At 47.7% G+C, this 15,861-nt stretch carries 15 protein-coding genes; 7 read left to right on the top strand and 8 right to left on the bottom strand.

Features of this window, described 5'->3' with window-relative positions:
* Positions 1 to 223: 223 nt before the first annotated feature.
* Positions 224 to 1,873: an electron transfer flavoprotein-ubiquinone oxidoreductase gene (locus K0H61_RS01070; RefSeq protein ID WP_220050939.1), complete on the top strand. Its 1,650-nt coding sequence runs from the start codon at positions 224 to 226 to the stop codon at positions 1,871 to 1,873.
* Between the two features lie 58 nt (positions 1,874 to 1,931).
* Here K0H61_RS01070 and K0H61_RS01065 read toward each other — a convergent pair whose 3' ends face one another.
* The 4 genes from K0H61_RS01065 to K0H61_RS01050 all read right to left on the bottom strand — a co-directional run bounded on the left by K0H61_RS01065 (position 1,932) and on the right by K0H61_RS01050 (position 4,906).
* Entirely contained in the window at positions 1,932 to 2,300 is a 369-nt protein-coding gene (locus K0H61_RS01065; protein WP_220050938.1) for a DUF4870 domain-containing protein, read from the bottom strand.
* Between the two features lie 44 nt (positions 2,301 to 2,344).
* On the bottom strand, positions 2,345 to 3,040 hold the full coding sequence (locus K0H61_RS01060) for an MOSC domain-containing protein (RefSeq protein WP_220050937.1): 696 nt from the start codon (positions 3,038 to 3,040) through the stop codon (positions 2,345 to 2,347).
* Positions 3,041 to 3,327: 287 nt separating this feature from the next.
* Positions 3,328 to 4,173: a PfkB family carbohydrate kinase gene (locus K0H61_RS01055; RefSeq protein ID WP_220050936.1), complete on the bottom strand. Its 846-nt coding sequence runs from the start codon at positions 4,171 to 4,173 to the stop codon at positions 3,328 to 3,330.
* A 337-nt stretch (positions 4,174 to 4,510) separates the two neighbouring features.
* Positions 4,511 to 4,906 (bottom strand): hypothetical protein, encoded by a 396-nt coding sequence (locus tag K0H61_RS01050; protein WP_220050935.1) that lies wholly within the window; start codon positions 4,904 to 4,906, stop codon positions 4,511 to 4,513.
* A gap of 317 nt (positions 4,907 to 5,223) precedes the next feature.
* Here K0H61_RS01050 and ovoA point away from each other — a divergent pair, with 317 nt between their 5' ends.
* From ovoA to glnG, 6 genes are all read left to right on the top strand, one after another.
* On the top strand, positions 5,224 to 7,323 hold the full coding sequence (ovoA, locus tag K0H61_RS01045) for a 5-histidylcysteine sulfoxide synthase (protein WP_220050934.1): 2,100 nt from the start codon (positions 5,224 to 5,226) through the stop codon (positions 7,321 to 7,323).
* 31 nt (positions 7,324 to 7,354) lie between these two features.
* Positions 7,355 to 7,666, top strand: a complete 312-nt coding sequence (gene ppnP, locus K0H61_RS01040) for a pyrimidine/purine nucleoside phosphorylase (protein ID WP_220050933.1) — start codon at positions 7,355 to 7,357, stop codon at positions 7,664 to 7,666.
* Positions 7,667 to 7,987: 321 nt separating this feature from the next.
* Positions 7,988 to 9,145 carry an iron-containing alcohol dehydrogenase gene (locus K0H61_RS01035; RefSeq protein ID WP_220050932.1) on the top strand — a complete coding sequence of 386 codons (1,158 nt, stop codon included), beginning with the start codon at positions 7,988 to 7,990 and terminating at the stop codon, positions 9,143 to 9,145.
* Between the two features lie 377 nt (positions 9,146 to 9,522).
* Entirely contained in the window at positions 9,523 to 10,026 is a 504-nt protein-coding gene (locus K0H61_RS01030) for a DUF4124 domain-containing protein (protein WP_220050931.1), read from the top strand.
* A 152-nt stretch (positions 10,027 to 10,178) separates the two neighbouring features.
* Positions 10,179 to 11,225 carry a nitrogen regulation protein NR(II) gene (glnL, locus tag K0H61_RS01025; RefSeq protein ID WP_220050930.1) on the top strand — a complete coding sequence of 349 codons (1,047 nt, stop codon included), beginning with the start codon at positions 10,179 to 10,181 and terminating at the stop codon, positions 11,223 to 11,225.
* A gap of 54 nt (positions 11,226 to 11,279) precedes the next feature.
* The gene (gene glnG / locus K0H61_RS01020) at positions 11,280 to 12,692 is read left to right on the top strand and encodes a nitrogen regulation protein NR(I) (protein WP_220050929.1); all 1,413 of its coding nucleotides are present in this window, start codon (positions 11,280 to 11,282) and stop codon (positions 12,690 to 12,692) included.
* A 51-nt stretch (positions 12,693 to 12,743) separates the two neighbouring features.
* Here the strand turns inward: glnG and K0H61_RS01015 are convergent, their stop codons facing one another.
* The 4 genes from K0H61_RS01015 to K0H61_RS01000 all read right to left on the bottom strand — a co-directional run bounded on the left by K0H61_RS01015 (position 12,744) and on the right by K0H61_RS01000 (position 15,785).
* Positions 12,744 to 13,292 (bottom strand): porin family protein, encoded by a 549-nt coding sequence (locus tag K0H61_RS01015; RefSeq protein ID WP_220050928.1) that lies wholly within the window; start codon positions 13,290 to 13,292, stop codon positions 12,744 to 12,746.
* A gap of 325 nt (positions 13,293 to 13,617) precedes the next feature.
* Positions 13,618 to 14,181, bottom strand: coding sequence for a porin family protein (locus K0H61_RS01010; protein ID WP_220050927.1), 564 nt, complete (start codon positions 14,179 to 14,181; stop codon positions 13,618 to 13,620).
* Positions 14,182 to 14,376: 195 nt separating this feature from the next.
* The gene (gene fieF / locus K0H61_RS01005; RefSeq protein ID WP_220050926.1) at positions 14,377 to 15,246 is read right to left on the bottom strand and encodes a cation efflux pump FieF; all 870 of its coding nucleotides are present in this window, start codon (positions 15,244 to 15,246) and stop codon (positions 14,377 to 14,379) included.
* A 50-nt stretch (positions 15,247 to 15,296) separates the two neighbouring features.
* Positions 15,297 to 15,785 carry a Spy/CpxP family protein refolding chaperone gene (locus K0H61_RS01000; protein WP_220052374.1) on the bottom strand — a complete coding sequence of 163 codons (489 nt, stop codon included), beginning with the start codon at positions 15,783 to 15,785 and terminating at the stop codon, positions 15,297 to 15,299.
* Positions 15,786 to 15,861: the final 76 nt, after the last annotated feature.

The following is a 15,861-nucleotide window of genomic DNA, read 5'->3' as shown; positions in this document are numbered from 1 at the left end:
TAGCTATACCCCTAAGCGGGTATTTATTTAGCGCTTTTCGGAGTCCGTTAACGATCTGTGACAGCGCTCACCCAAAGATTTATGCCCTTTTCACCCTAACTATTCATTTCTCTACTGTGCCCTAAGCCCATTTTCAGGTAAGGTGTTCACATTCTATAAAACGAGCGTTTACAAACTACAACACCCGATCAAAATTGGGGATACATGAGGAAGAGGTGAATTGATGGAACGCGAATCAATGGAATTCGATGTTGTTATCGTCGGAGCTGGTCCCGCTGGCCTAGCAACCGCCTGCCGTTTAATGCAAATATCACAGGATTCGGGTAAAGAAATTACCGTCTGTGTGGTAGAAAAAGGTTCCGAAGTGGGTGCCCACATTCTTTCAGGCGCCGTATTTGAACCTAAAGTCCTCGAAGAACTGTTCAGCGATTGGCGCGAGAAAGGTGCACCTGTTACTACCGCTGTCAGCCACGATGAAATCTACCTGCTGAGCTCTGCCACCGAAAGCAAAGCCATGCCAAATGCCCTTGTGCCAAAAACCATGCACAACGAAGGCAATTACATTATCAGCGTAGGTAACCTATGCCGCTGGTTAGCAACCCGTGCAGAAGAACTCGGCGTTGAAATCTTCCCAGGCTTTGCCGCTAGCGAATTACTGTTTAACGAAGATAACAGCGTTAAGGGCATACTGATTGGTGACATGGGCGTTGGTGCCGATGGTCAGCCGAAAGACAGCTTTATGCCAGGCATGGAATTACATGCTAAATACACCGTATTCTCAGAGGGTTGCCGTGGCCACCTAGGCAAGCAGCTGATTGAAAAATATCACCTAGATAACGGCAAGACGCCGCAGCATTACGGCTTAGGCTTTAAAGAAATCTGGAAAATCCCAGCAGAGCAGCACGAGCAAGGTAAAGTCGTTCACACTGGCGGCTGGCCTCTGACCGACGGCGCCTCTGGCGGTGGCTTCCTCTACCATATGGAAGACAACCAAGTTGCCGTGGGGTTGATTATCGACCTGAACTACAAGAACCCGCATCTAAGCCCGTTCGACGAGTTCCAGCGCTACAAGACTCACCCTGTTATTGCTAAGTATTTAACTGGCGGTGAGCGTATCACCTACGGCGCCCGTGCAATTGCTAAGGGTGGTTTGAACTCGCTGCCTAAGATGAGCTTCCCCGGTGGTCTTATCATTGGTTGTAACGCAGGGACTTTGAACTTCGCGAAGATCAAGGGCACCCATACGGCGATGAAGAGCGGTATTGTGGCGGCAGAAACCTTAGCTAAGGCAATGCTCGCTGGCGTTGAAGGTGGTAAGGATCTGGATTGCTACCAAGAGCATCTTGAAGAAAGCTGGCTACACGAAGAGCTGTATAAATCACGTAACTTCGGCCCTGCAATGCACAAGTTTGGTACTTTCCTTGGCGGTGCGTTCAACTATATCGACCAAAACTGGTTTGGCGGTAAGTTCCCGATCACCCTACGTGATGAACAACCCGACTACGCGCAAATGGCGCCAGTGACAGCCTACAGCAAGATTGATTATCCAAAACCCGATGGCAAGTTAAGCTTCGATAAACTGTCCTCAGTTTACCTGTCGAGCACTTACCACGAGGAAGATCAGCCCTGCCACCTGCGTCTTAAAGACAATAGTATTCCTTTGGGAATTAACCTGACACAGTTCAACGAGCCTGCACAGCGTTACTGCCCTGCGGGGGTTTACGAAGTGGTGGAAGAGGCAGGTCAACCTAAGTTTGTGATCAACGCGCAAAACTGCATTCACTGCAAAACCTGCGACATTAAAGATCCAAGCCAAAACATCACTTGGGTGACACCAGAGGGTGGCGGCGGCCCTAACTACCCGAACATGTAACATTTAATTAAGGCGCTCAATGAGCGCCTTAATTTTTATCAATGCCCCCTTGATAGGTTTAATCCCGCACTGACTGCTCAGCGATAAATTTAATCGTGAGTGGATACCGATATACCTGCCCTTCGCTTGCCTTGATCATGCCGATGACGGTGCAGATTAAATCCAGCGCTGCCAATGCCAGCAGCAGAATAACGCCAATCCCGATAATGGCGAGCACAGCGCCAATTAACACATAAACCAGCATACTCAACTTAAAGTTAAGGCAGCTACGGCCGCAGCGGTCGACAAACGCGGATTCATCACGCTTCATCAACCAGAGGATCAGCGGCCCCAGAATCGAGCCAAAGGGCACTAAGTATCCGATGAAACTGGAGGCATAAACCAACAGTCCAAACTCGCGTTCGCTTTTTGTTACGGCGTGTTCCATCACACTATCCTTGTTGTAGGCCTCAACTTAGGTTGATGTTTTACTTATCGGCCGTTTGGACCATATAACCGCTTTTGCCAATCTTCAATGGATTGAGTCGCTAAACGGCGTTGCAGGGTATTAAACCAAGTTAAAGCTAAACCTTCACAGGAGGCGAGTCTGTCGTAGGCTCTTGCATCGAAGGTGGGGGAGAAGTAAAGCGCCATCGCCTCGGCAACGCTGACATCAGTCTTTCGCTGCACTAATTCTATCTTATCGGTGACATTGATAACGCCAGGTGTGATCACCCTATAAAACCAACCACATAGCTGACTTTCCTGCATCGCAAGGGCAAAATCCTTGTGGCCAAATTGCAAATTAAGTTTAAAGCAAGGAGAGCGGGGCTGAGTGACTTGCACCGTGACCTCACCGATTTGCAGTATATCGCCAATATTGACTTGGGTTTCATTTAGTCCGACTGTGCTGATGTTCTCTCCCATGCTGGGCACATCTTCAAGGTGAGTGATGAGATCCCAGCGGCGATATTGGCCGTAATGCTCCCTTGGAAAGTGGTGTAACACGCGATCGTCTCCACCATGGTGTTTTACATCGGCCTGTATATTCCCTTGCACATGACTGCGATGCACTTCGAGTTTCGCTGCAGCTCGCTTACCCTTGATGCCAGTAAGTACGCCCGAAACTTCCTGCACTTCAGTGCCCAGATACAAACCCGATAACTTGCTAACCAACAGTGTCGACATTTGCCGCTCCCTATGTAATCCCTCAACAGTACGCAATGAAGAGTCTAAACCGCGAGATGACCTAATTACAATTGGTCTTTAGCGCCATTTTTCGGGTAAAAAAATGCCCCATTGGGGAATGGGGCAAAAGCGAACGAAGGAATGGGAGAAGCCCAGACATGCTCAGGAACAAAGCAAATTGTCAACATGAGACACTCTACCCTGCATAAATGACAGAATGATGACTCTCTCCCGCTATTTAAAAACCAAATATAAATAACGATCTCGTGCCAATAGAGTGAAAAATGCTAGTGCAGCTCATTGAGGTAGTGCCTTAGTGCATCCCCCGGAATCGAGCTGTCAGTAGCGACCGCAAAGGCCGCCCAAATCGCGCCTTCTTCCATGGCTTGAACGATCGTTTTGCCCGCACAGAGACTATGGATAAGCCCTGCAGCATAGGTATCTCCAGCCCCTGTTGTATCAACCACCTTGGCGGGTACGGCGGGCACATGCGTCATTCCATCGGCGGTGTAGACTTTGGCACCATTGACTCCATCGGTGACCACAAAATATCGCAGTGACTCACCACCAATACTGAAACCATAATCCCAACGAATCACATCGCAGCGGCCTTGAAGGTCGCTTATCGAGGCAATAAGCACGTGGCATGGCCTTGGCCTATCGTCCTTAGCGAGCTGGGCGACAACGAGGCAATGTTCGAGCGCGGTTTTCGCCCAGCTCACTGTGCCCTCAGCAGAGGTATTAAAGTACAGTGCATCCCATTGCTGCCACTTGGGCGGTACGGCTAATTCAAAAACAGGCCGCTGCGGCCGAATGATCGTGCGCTCACCATCTGGGGTCATGACGAGCAGCATTTCACAGGTATTCCCCGCGCGGCGCTGCACTAAACGGCAATCAAGCCCTAGGGTACTCGCCTCTGCAATCACCCAATCGCCCATTTCATCGCGCCCTACTTGGCTTACCAGCGCCACCCTGTGACCTGCCCATACCAGTCCAAGTCCAGTATTAGCGCCTCCGCCGCCAAGCCTTTGGCCGCCATCTTGATAATGGAAACGTCCACCGGTTTGCAGAGGTTTGTCGAGCACTAAGATCCGGTCACAATTTAAGTTGGCAACGAGTAAAATATTCGCCATTTGGAGGCTCCATTGGTGTAAAGGGCGGCATCCATTAGGCTGCTTCAGTTACGCCTAAGTACGCTCATTTATGTTAAGTGTCCACCAGCGATGGGTCATTAGCTTAATCAGTCCTAAGCACTTAGACCTTGACCATCCTCAAAAGAATGAAATGAACAATAACCACTTTTATATCAGCCATCTCTAAGTATCGTAAATAGGTGACCAATACAATGATTGTTCGCGATGGCGATAGGATTTATCAGACAACAATAAGGAAGAAAAGAGATGTGGCCGTACTGAATATACAGAGCAGTTAGTTTGAAATAAAGCTAACCGCTCCAAGAAGATGAATGCGTTAATTCGCCGATTTGAAAGGAGAAAGTGAGGTAAATTTCACATCTAGTTGCCAATCTTGGATTACCATTTCTGAACGCTGCCAACTTTCATCGACCCATTCATAAATCAACCCTGGGTCATCATCGGCATTAACGAGCAAACGGCGTCCATCCTTTAAAACTAAGGTGTAATCCAACCCCTGTGCATCAACACTCTCAATGTCCCCCAAGACCTTGTGATGGATGCTCGATATTGCGCCTGTCGCTTTGACGGCCGCAGTGTCCTCTGCTCCGCTGTAAAATCTTAACGCCTCATGACTAGCGGGTTTATGAAAAACAAACTCCTCAGTCACCCCCACAAAGATCGACGGATCACGCTCATACCAAGCGGGTATCCATAATGCGTTCATTGCCATCCCGTTCTATCCTGCTTAATAATTTTACGGACGACTTCATTCTGCCCTAACCTCGGCAGATAAAATACTGCTCGTAGATAAAATAATTTTAATCCACTGGCCTTGCAGGAATTTACAGGCTAGAGCCCGATATTTATCCCCTATTAGTGCCATACCAGCATTGGAGTCGGCACAAGTTTCTGCTAGCTTAGGAGCTACAAATAATCTAGGTCTGCTGTTGCCTAACAGCCTTGAACTTATAAGCCCAAGCCGCGCTGATGAGAGTTTTTTGCTCATTGCTAACGATGGAGCGTGCTTACCCTAAGGAGAGACCCTATATGCAATCGGCACATACACTCAAACTAACAGGTGAGAGTGCAGCGCTAAAACGCGACGAGCTTAAGCAGTATTACAACCAGACGTGGGCCCTATATGAATCCCTATTTGAAGTCATTCAGCAGGATAGTGCTTATTTTCTTAAAGCAGAACCGCTGCGCCACCCACTGATTTTTTACTTCGGCCATACTGCGACCTTCTACATTAATAAACTCAAGCTCGGCAAATATCCAATCGAGCGGGTGAACGATCACTTTGAATCCATGTTCGCCATCGGTGTGGATGAAATGTCGTGGGACGACCTCGACGAAACCCACTACCAATGGCCTACTGTCGATGAGGTCAGAAGCTATCGCAATCAGGTCAATCAGCTGGTAAATCAGTTTATCGACACTATGCCACTCACCTTACCCATCACCCAAGATAGCCCTGCTTGGATTATCTTAATGGGCATAGAGCATGAGCGTATTCACCTCGAAACCTCCTCGGCCATTATTCGCCAGTTGCCACTTGAATTCGTTGCCCAACATCCAAGCTGGCCGGAATGTACCGATGTCGGCAGCGCCGAACCCAACCAGCTTATTGCCGTTACAGGCCAAAAGATTACCTTAGGTAAAAAAGAGACCGACCAAACCTATGGCTGGGATAACGAGTACGGCAATAAAACCTTTAAGGTAGCCGACTTTAAGGCGGCAAAATTCCTGGTCAGCAATCAGGAATACTTAGCTTTTGTTGAGGCAGGTGGTTATCAACAAGCTGAATTTTGGAATGAAGAAGGACAAGCGTGGCTAAGTTATACCAAAGCCAGTATGCCGCGCTTTTGGCGCTTGCATGGGAATAAATGGTGGCAGCGAAACCTGACATCTGAAATCCCTTTACCTTTAAATTGGCCCGTAGAAGTAAACCAGCTCGAAGCCAAAGCGTTTTGTAACTGGAAAGCGAAGCAATCCCAAAGCAATATCCGCCTATTAACCGAAGCCGAGTGGTACATTCTTAGGGGCAAAATCAGCAGCGATGCCCCCGACTGGCAAGAAGCGCCGGGCAATATCGCCCTCGCCTATTACGCCTCTTCTTGCCCAGTGAATCGCTTCGCACAGCAGGGCTTTTATGACATTGTGGGTAACGTGTGGCAATGGACCGAAACGGCCATCGATGGTTTTAACGGCTTTGCAGTGCATCCACTTTATGATGACTTTTCGACGCCCACCTTTGATGGTAAACATAATCTCATCAAAGGTGGCTCTTGGATTTCAACCGGCAATGAAGCTATCGCGGCCTCACGCTATGCTTTCCGCCGCCACTTTTACCAGCATGCAGGATTTCGCTACGTCGAATCGTTGCAAAATCCAGAGCAAATGGCCGAGGTCAATGTGTACGAAACCGATGAATTGATCTCCCAGTATCTGGAATTCCATTACGGCGCCCAATACTTTGGCGTGCCCAATTTTTGCGTCAACGGCGTCCAGCAGGCATTGAGCGAAATCCAGCTGGAACACACGGCCAAAGCCCTAGACATTGGCTGCTCAGTCGGCCGCGCAAGCTTTGAGCTAGCGAAGGTTTTCGACCATGTCGATGGCATCGACTTTTCGGCACGCTTTATTCAGCAGGCCTATGCCCTAACCGAACAGGGCGAAAAGCGCTACACCATCAGCACCGAAGGGGATTTGCAGGAGTTTAAGAGCGCAAGCCTAGCCAAACTGGGTTATAGCGAAGAGGCCAAAAAGGTCAACTTTATGCAAGGTGATGCCTGCAACTTAAAGCCTCTTTATAGCGGCTACGATCTTGTGTACGCCTCTAATCTTATTGACAGATTGAACGATCCAAAGCAATTCCTCACCACAATTGGCCAACGGATTAACCGTGGTGGTTATTTGGTGATTGCCTCCCCCTATACCTGGCTAGAGGACTACACCCCTAAGGATAATTGGCTCGGCGGCATCAAAGTCAAAGGCGAAAACTTTACCACCTTAGATGGTCTCACCGAGACCTTAATTGGCCAGTTCGAGTTAGTGGCCGTAAAAGAAATCCCGTTTGTGATCCGCGAAACCAAGCGCAAGTTCCAGCACTCGCTGTCGGAAATGACCATTTGGCGTAAGCGTTAATTAGTTTTACCCAACTTAAGGAGAAGTCGTAATGAGTGTAATCGAGCAGGTCAGTGTCGCTAAAAATGCCAATGTGTACTTCGATGGCAAGGTCGTGAGCCGTAGCGTATTTTTCGCCGACGGCAGCAAACAAACTCTAGGGATAGTGTTGCCGGGGGAATACGAGTTTGGCACCGCGACGGGTGAAGTCATGGAAGTTACCGGCGGCAGCCTAGAAGTATTACTGCCAAGCAGCGACACTTGGCAGGTATTTTCTACCGGTGAAACCTTTGAGCTGGCGGCAAATGTTAGCTTTAAAATCCGCAACACTGCCATCGCCGAATATTGCTGCAGTTACTTATAATTCATAAAGCTAGAATGCATCAGCATTCTAGCTACTCCTTCATCTACTTTATAGTCAAATAAAGCAACTGGACGCCCAGTCCAAATTATTTTATCCTCCTCGCCCCTGAAAAATGGCCTCCATCTCCCTGTCTGTTGTTCGCAAACCTGATTACGATATGAATCCAAGGTATTTCCGCGGAGGGTTTACTCGGCCAGGCAGGCGACTTTCAGCGGGCTTGGCACCGAAGTCCAATGCTACAAAGAGTGTGGCAATAGCAACTTGCGATGCCCTCACTTGTCGTTGAATCGGTTTAATCTCTGTAACACAGGACAATCACACATGTTCAATTTTGCCTACTACAATCCAACTCGAATCCACTTTGGTAAAGATACCATCAATGAAATCAATTCATTAGTACCGAGCGATGCGCGCGTGATGGTTCTGTTTGGTGGCAGCAGCGCCAAAAAAACTGGTACCTTAGATGAAGTCAACCAAGCCTTAGGAAATCGCTTTGTGGTGGAATTTGGCGGCATTGAACCCAATCCGACCTACGAGACCCTAATGCAAGCGGTTGAGCAAGTTCGCGAACTGAAGATTGATTTCCTGCTAGCAGTAGGTGGAGGTTCGGTTATCGACGGCACAAAATTTGTTGCCGCTGCCGCTGAATTTGAGGGTGAACCATGGGACATTCTTACTAGCTGGGGCGGAAAAGTCACTAAAGCCATGCCCTTTGGTACAGTGCTGACCCTGCCTGCAACGGGTTCTGAGATGAACTGCGCGAGCGTAGTCACCCGTAAATCCCTAAAGGCCAAACTACCCTTTAGAAACGAACTGGTTTACCCGCAATTTTCTATCTTAGATCCTACCAAGACCTTCACCCTGCCAGAAAGACAACTGGCCAACGGTGTGGTCGACGCGTTCGTCCATATCACCGAGCAATACCTGACTTACCCTGTGAATGCGGCGGTGCAGGACAGATTTGCCGAAGGCTTACTGCAAATTCTCATTGAGTTAGGGCCAAAGGCTTTAGCTCAACCGCAGGATTACGATATTCGCGCCAACCTGATGTGGGTTGCCACTATGGCGCTCAACGGCACTATCGGTACTGGCGTTCCACACGACTGGGCAACTCATATGATTGGCCACGAGTTAACGGCACTCTACGATATCGACCATGCCCGCACACTCGCCATAGTGCTGCCATCACTGCTGCGCTGCACCAAAACGGCAAAACACGAGAAGTTACTTCAGTTTGCAGACCGCGTGTGGCACATCCAAGCAGGCACTGAAGATGAGCGTATTGAAGCCGCCATCGCTAACACCCAAGCCTTCTTCGAAGCCATGGGCATTGGTACAAAGCTGGCCGACTACAATCTAGGTAAGGATGATGTTGAAGCCGTGCTGAAACAACTCGAAGACCATGGCATGGTAGCCCTAGGTGAACACGAAAATATCGATTTAGCCATGAGCCGCGATATTTTAACCCTCGCAATCTAATACCTTTCTTTCTAAATCGTAAGTGGGCGATACCGTGTGGGTATTGCCCACTAAATGAGCTAATGTTTATGGGCGCACCATATTAGTGCGCTCATTTTCCCAAAAAACTGACATGTCAACGCCTGCGATCTTCCTCATCCACCCACATCAAATAACTAAGATTTAGTTGAATCCTTATTTTATCAATAAGATAAGTTAAAACATGCTCTTTGCGGCTCAGTCTAGACTGGGCAACTCAGCCCTTAGCCTATTTGACCTTGGCTAATAAAACGCATCAACACTTAACCTCGCTCTGCAAGACAGATAAACATCATGCTTTTTGATACAAAACAGACTAATCTTGAGTAACTTAACTCCTTTGGCAATAGGACTTTCTAATGCGTATTTTCACTCTTTTAAGCTTATTACTCATTAGCCTTCTGGCTCAGGCAACTGTGTATAAATGGGTCGATAAGGATGGCAAAGTTCATTATTCCGATGAACCCCACCCTAAGGCAGAAGTGGTTGAGTTAAATGAAAAAACACAAAACCAAATCGCATTACCAATCCCCTCGGTCAGCAATGAGCCAACGACTAAAGCTGAACCAATCAAATACCAAGTGATCATTACCTCGCCGCAGGAAGAAGAAACACTCAGAGATAACAACGGTGATCTTGATGTCACTGTGACTGTCACCCCCGAAATCAAAGGTAAACTCCTTTTCAGCTTAAAACTCGATGGCCAGACGATTGGCTCTCCGCAGGAACGCCCCATCTTCCACCTCACCAATATCGATCGTGGTGAACACACCATAGTAGTAGATGCCATGCTTCAAAACGGCAAAGTCTTTGCATCAAGCCAACCAAGAAAGATTTTTCTTCATCAGGCGTCTGTGCATTAAGGAACAAACAACCGGTTTTAAATGCTTAAAATAGCTTTAAATACATGTTGTTATAATTTGCCATCCATTATAGACCGCTTGATGTTGACGAGTTGCAGCTTGCACCAAATTGGTGCACCATAGTGGTGCAACCCTATTTTCAGGAACGGTAGATGGATAAAGAATCTCTGCTCAATCATTTAGTGACCGCTGTACTTGTCATAGATAAGGGACTTAAGACCTGCTATGCCAATGCCGCCGCAGAGCAACTATTGGGAGTGGGCAGCCACAGACTCGTTGAACAATACCTGCCTGAGCATTACCAAATTCTTGGGGTTGAGGCGCAATTATTAAGTGATGCGGTCAGAAGTGGCCAAAGCCTGACTGTCAACACCGCAGCCCTAGTCACATTAGATGGCCAACATCATACCGTCGATCTAACCCTGATCCCGCTCGAGGAAGAATCGCAACTTAGTCTGCTTGAACTACGTCAGGTCGATCAGCAACGCCGAATCCACCAGCAATTGAGCCAAGATGCCCAGCAACAAGCAGCGCAGTTTTTAGTGCGTAACCTCGCCCATGAGATTAAAAACCCCTTAGGCGGTCTGCGCGGTGCGGCGCAGTTATTGTCGCGCGAACTCGAAGACCCGGCACAAAAAGAATTTACTAACCTCATCATCGAGCAGGCTGACCGTCTGCGAAATTTGGTCGACAGGCTACTAGGCCCGCAGCGTCCGACTCAGCACAGCGTGCACAATATCCATGAGGTAGTGCAGAAGGTGTATAAATTGGTCGAAATGGCGCTACCTGCCAACATCCAATTGAAACGGGATTACGATCCGTCGATCCCCGATATCGAAATCGACCCCGATCAGATGCAACAGGCCGTGCTGAACATTTTACAAAATGCGGTGCAGGCGCTCGAACATAGCGGCGGCGAAATCCTTATCCGCACTCGTACTCAGCATCAGGTCACTATCGGCACACAAAGACATAAATTAGTGCTTACCCTGTCGATTATCGACAATGGCCCAGGTATTCCGCCCGAGCTGATGGATACCCTGTTTTATCCAATGGTAACTAGCCGTGAGCAGGGCTCAGGCTTAGGGCTATCCATCGCCCATAACATTGCACGTCTACACTCGGGCAGAATCGACTGTATCTCAAGTCCGGGACATACCGAATTTATTATCTCGTTACCGATTTTAAGCGCCAAGTAACTGAGTTTAAAAGTAACATTGCCAGAACCAACCAAGACCGTATGAGGAAGCAAAATGCGAATGAGTGAACAAGTGTGGATCCTCGACGACGATAGTTCGATTCGATGGGTGCTCGAAAAAGCACTCCAAGGTGCCAAACTTAGCACCGCCAGCTTCGCGGCAGCGGAGTCCCTGTGGCAGGCATTAGAAATTTCCCAGCCGAGGGTCATAGTCTCCGATATTCGCATGCCAGGCACTGACGGTCTTACCCTGCTCGAACGCTTACAGATGCATTACCCGCATATTCCGGTGATCATCATGACGGCGCATTCCGATTTAGACAGTGCGGTGAGTGCCTATCAGGCCGGAGCCTTCGAGTATTTACCCAAACCCTTCGATATCGATGAAGCCATTTCATTGGTTGAGCGCGCCCTTACCCACGCGACCGAGCAGAGCCCGACGCCATCGCAGGAGACACAGGTCAAAACACCTGAAATCATTGGCGAAGCACCAGCGATGCAAGAAGTTTTTCGGGCCATTGGCCGCCTTTCTCGCTCATCGATCAGCGTGTTAATTAACGGGCAATCGGGAACGGGTAAAGAATTGGTTGCCGGTGCGCTACACAAACACAGCCCACGCAAGGATAAACCCTTTATTGCTTTGAATATGGCCGCTATTCCAAAGGATTTAATCGAATCAGAACTATTTGGTCATGAGAAAGGTGCTTTTACCGGCGCAGCCAACGTGCGCCAAGGACGCTTCGAGCAGGCCAACGGCGGTACGCTATTCTTAGATGAAATCGGCGATATGCCGTTAGATGTACAAACCCGTCTGCTGCGAGTTCTGGCCGATGGTCAGTTCTACCGCGTCGGAGGCCATAGCGCCGTGCAGGTGGATGTACGTATCATCGCCGCAACCCATCAGGATCTTGAATTATTGGTTCAAAAAGGCGGTTTCAGAGAAGACCTGTTCCACCGCCTCAATGTGATTCGAGTGCATCTACCGCCACTGTCACAACGCCGCGAGGATATCCCGCAACTGGCGACTCACTTTTTAGCCTCAGCGGCCAAGGAGATTGGCGTCGAGACTAAGATCCTCACCAAGGAAACGGCAGCTAAATTGTCGCAACTACCTTGGCCTGGCAACGTACGTCAATTAGAAAACACCTGCCGCTGGTTAACTGTGATGGCTTCGGGACAAGAAATTCTGCCCCAGGATTTGCCACCTGAGCTATTGAAAGAGCCTATCAGCATCAATCATCAGGCAAAAGGCAGCCAAGACTGGCAATCGGCCTTGACCGAGTGGATAGATCAGAAACTCTCCGAGGGGAATAGCGATCTGCTTACGGAAGTTCAGCCCGCCTTCGAGCGCATTCTGCTTGAAACCGCACTCAAACACACCCAAGGCCATAAACAGGAAGCCGCAAAACGCTTAGGCTGGGGCCGTAATACCTTGACCCGAAAGCTGAAAGAGCTGTCGATGGACTAACAAAAAAGGGATAGCTAATGGCTATCCCTTTGGTTAACTCAAGTAATCAGCTTAAAACTGATAGTGCAAGCCAATAGCTAACTGTTGGATTTCCCCATCGAAGTCATCAAAATCATAATGATCCGCCTCTAGCTCCCCCTCTGTTACATCGTAGCTTAAACGTAAGTTAAGGTTTTCAGTCATAGCCATATTCATACCTACGCCGAAAGTCCAGCCATAGCCAGTAAAGTCTTCATCAATGCCATAGCCACTCACATTCACCGCTGCAGAAGCAAGGCCTATCTTTGCATAAAGTCCAAATGTTTCATTCACTTGCCAAGTAAATTTTGGGGTCACATTGAAAACGGCTACACTAATATCGAAACCTTGCTCACCGAGATCGCCAGAGCCAAACAAATTTGACTCTAAACCGAACCAGCTATTGAAATTGTAACCACCATATAGACCTAGCCCTGTACCAGAAATAGAGTCGTAGGAATCATCAAGAGTAGTTTGGTTTAAAGCACCTCCGATATAAAAACCAGTGCTATCGGCAGCTAGGACCTGAGTTGTGACAAGAGAAGATAGTAACGCAACGGCTGAAAGGGCAAACTTGTTCATTTTATATCCTTATAATCTTCAATGAAATCATGAAGTCACGCGGATATTACACCAGAATTTCGAATTGTAAATATACTGTGAACCATACGAATTAATGACTAATAGTAAAGTAGCAATTCCTTTAGGCATTAGACCCTAAATCTGTGTCTTACAATTATGATATTTACTGCATCTTCTATCGCAGCAAAAGCCGCAAAACACCTAAGTGGAAATCGCAATACGCTGACCTATAGGCTATGGAACTATCAAATGGACTAGGAATACAAAAAGGATAGCCCATGGCTATCCCTTTTTTTAACTCATTAACAATTCAGAACTAAACAACTTAAAATTGATAATGCAGGCCAAGAGCTAACTGTCTGATATCTGTGTTTTCATCGCCGTAATAGTAGCCAACATCGCCCGATGTCACATCGTAACTAACACGTAAATTAAGATGCTTAGTCACAGCCGCATTCAAACCAAAGCCAAAGGTTATCCCCGTACCAGTGTTGTTGTCCTCAAAGTAATAGTCATAGTTATAACCGTACTCGTAACCACTAATATTCACCGCCATAGAGGCAAGGCCGATTTTAGCGTAAACACCAACAGTGTTACTTAACTGCAGAGTAAACTTCGGTGTGATGTTAACGACCACAGCACTCATATCGTAGCCGTTTTCGCCTAAATCACCTGAGCCAAAGAGGTTAGACTCTAAGCCAAACCATTCATTGAAATTGTAACCACCATAAATCCCTAATCCAACTCCAGAGATAGAACCATAGGAATCGTCAAGCGTTGTTTGGTTTAATGAACCACCAATATAAAAGCCGGTAGTATTGGCCGCCAGAGCCTGACCAGTCGACAGCGCAGCTAATAGTGCTAAGGCTGCAAGGGCAAATTTTTTCATTTAGTTTCCTTATGATCTTCTAGGTAATCACGAAGCCGAGCGGATGGTACAACAGGGATTTATTTAGTAAATACGTAGCAAAATATATCGACAATTAAGGTTAAAAAGTGGGGAGTTTTCGGGGTAAATGACAGGTTTTGCATCCATGCAAAACCAAATAAACAACAATATAAGATCAATTTAGCAACCAAGCGATTACACAGGATCTTGGTGAATAATAACCTCGGCATCCTCAAAGGCCTCTTTGACTCGGATCCCTGTAGAGTCGGCAATACTGTGGGCTTCTTTTAGGGTTAAGCGGCCATCCAGTTCGAGGTGGAACTGAATAAAAATGGTTTTTCCCGCTTGGCGAGTGCGCAAATCATGTAGCCCTTGCACCCTTGGATCCTCCTTCGCAATCTGTTTAATGCGCTGGCGAGTATCATCGTCAAGTTCTCTATCTAGTAACGCCTGAATAGAGCGATATCCCAAATCAAATGCTTGATGACCAATATAAAAGGCAATCATTACCGCAAATAGCCCATCGGCCCACCACCAGCCATATTGGGATAAAACGAGTGCCAGCAAGACCGCGGCATTAAGAAATAAATCCGATTTATAGTGCAGCGAATCCGCTTCTACAACTGTGCTATTAGTTGCAGCGAGGGCGCGCTTTTGTAACATCACTAGCGCTAAGGTCAACACTATCGCGACTCCCGATACAGCAACACCTAAAGTGGCATGCTCAACTTCAACGGGATTAATTAAACGCTCGCCGCCATAAAACAACAGCAAAAAGGCTGAGCCCATAATAAAGGCTGACTGGGCGAGTGACGCTAAGGGCTCGGCTTTACCATGGCCATAACGGTGATCCGAGTCGGCAGGCACAATGGCATAGCGAATGGCAATAAAATTAATAATCGAGGCGAGTGCATCGGCAAAGGAATCCGTTAAGGACGCCAGCATACTGGCCGAGCCTGAATATAACCAAGCCAGTAGCTTGATAATAATCAGGGTCAAAGCGGTAGCCACGGATGCACGGCTAGCCAGTTTGACCCAGAAATCGTATTGAGAAGTTTGAGTCATAGGGTTAAATATCTGGAAACTATGACTCTATTGTATAACAGTAAGACAGCTTAACCTTGTGGTTCTTTTTCAGCTTGTGCTTCAAATCTCGCTTTGAACTTAGTCTGTTGTTCAGGCGTCAGCAGATTGTAGATTTGGTTCTGCATCTTCAAATGTTCGATCATCTGGGATTGGCGCTTTTCCTGTTGGGCATCTAACCACGCCTTTGCCTTGACCTCATCAAAGCTGCTCGCAGTCACAATTTCCTGCATGTCCTTACGCATAGCTTCACGTTCTTCCTTGGGTGGACGATTCTCTTTACGGACTGCACGTTGTTCTGCAAACAGCTTCTTAATATCGGCTTTTTGCGCTTCGGTCAGATCGAGCCCCTCGAACATTCGGTGCATACCATCGCGCCCCATGCGCTCTCCCTTATGGTGAAAATCACCGTGGTGGCGACCCATATCTTTTTCTGGCTCAGCACTCACTGATGTAGCCAATACAGTAGTACTTGCCAAGATAGCAAATAGGCTAGCTTTTAATGGGGATAATGTTTTCATCATGTTTACCTCAATAGTTCATTTGCAATTGCAAAGACAAGACACAGTGACGAGCCATTTAAAAGCCGAATCACTT

The organism is Shewanella acanthi, from assembly GCF_019457475.1.
Lineage (GTDB): Bacteria > Pseudomonadota > Gammaproteobacteria > Enterobacterales > Shewanellaceae > Shewanella > Shewanella acanthi.
This window is presented reverse-complemented; position numbering and strand designations above follow the sequence as displayed.